Below are 1,080 nucleotides of genomic sequence, written 5' to 3'. Positions count from 1 at the left end.
CTTAAGCGGCATCAGTTTGTTAAGGGAATAGGTACGGGTATCCTGTTAGGTTGTGCATTGTTGCTTTGGGTCTTAGCGGTGGACCAAACCGATAATATCGGCGAAGGTGCTTTTATCGTGAGCTTGGCAGTCGTCTTCGTTCCGCTAATCGCGCGACTAATCTTTGGTACCAAGATCACCTTCTACCTTATTTGTGCGTTGATTCCCGCAGTTATTGGTTTGGCGCTTTTAGCATTACGGGCTGAGCCAGGAGGTGGTTTGGGCTTTGAATTTAAGGAATCCCATGCTTTCTTCTTTATGTCAACTTTGGGTTTTGCGCTGCATGTCATTTTGACGGGGCGTTATGCACAAGGTATCTCTTATATGGCTCTGACATCTTTACAGCTTGTCGCCATTGCAATCGTCGCGACAGTTGCCGCACTGCTAACTGAGAGTTGGCCAGCTGATTTATCCTATATGGCTTGGGTGTGGCTGTTGTGCAGCGCTTTTATCGCTACAAGTTTACGTTTCGCCTTGCAAACTAAAGCGCTAGCAAAACTGGACCCAAACAGTGCGGCCATGGTTTTTATTCTGGAGCCCGTGTGGACAGCAATCTTAGGCGCATATTTCTTAAGCGAAAGAATGACAAGCAATCAGCTGCTGGGTTGTGTGTTAATTTTTTGTGGGATACTGGTTTACCGCATACCCTTGTTACGAAGCTATTTCCGTCGCTATATAGAAGGTAGGAAGAAAGCGCCACTGAAAGAGGAGTCGCTTTAGTCTTTTGCTTCTTCCATGCTGGCGCGGCGCTCGATTAAATAATGATAGCGTGAATACTCTTTGTGGTGACGGGGAATATGTCTGACTCGATGCAGGTACTCGTCGACTTCTTTCAATAAGCTAGCATCCGCACTGCGTTTATATAGTCGTAGTAGTACTTGCGCCAAATTCAGGTTGAGCGAGATATGCCTTGGGGTGAGGGGAAGGGCGCGTCTTAGCTCCTCTGCTGCCTCTTTAACTTTTTTCTCTCCATAGAGTTTGATACCCATTTTATTAATTTTAGCTGCTCGCTGGCGGGTTTCACTGCCAATTCCCTTGTTG

The 1,080-nt window shown here is 46.7% G+C and carries 2 protein-coding genes; one reads left to right on the top strand and one right to left on the bottom strand.

What is annotated here, in order from left to right:
• The coding region (locus tag A3761_RS03690; RefSeq protein WP_156491570.1) for a DMT family transporter at positions 1-759 on the top strand (759 nt) is incomplete at its 5' end.
• Here A3761_RS03690 and A3761_RS26830 read toward each other — a convergent pair.
• On the bottom strand, positions 756-1,080 hold a 325-nt coding region (locus A3761_RS26830), incomplete at its 5' end, for a hypothetical protein (protein ID WP_197472798.1). The two genes, A3761_RS03690 and A3761_RS26830, sit on opposite strands and share 4 nt — an antisense overlap.

The sequence above is a fragment of the Oleiphilus sp. HI0123 genome (assembly GCF_001635315.1).
Note: the sequence above shows the minus strand (reverse complement) of the source record. Positions and strands in the feature narration are given on the sequence as shown.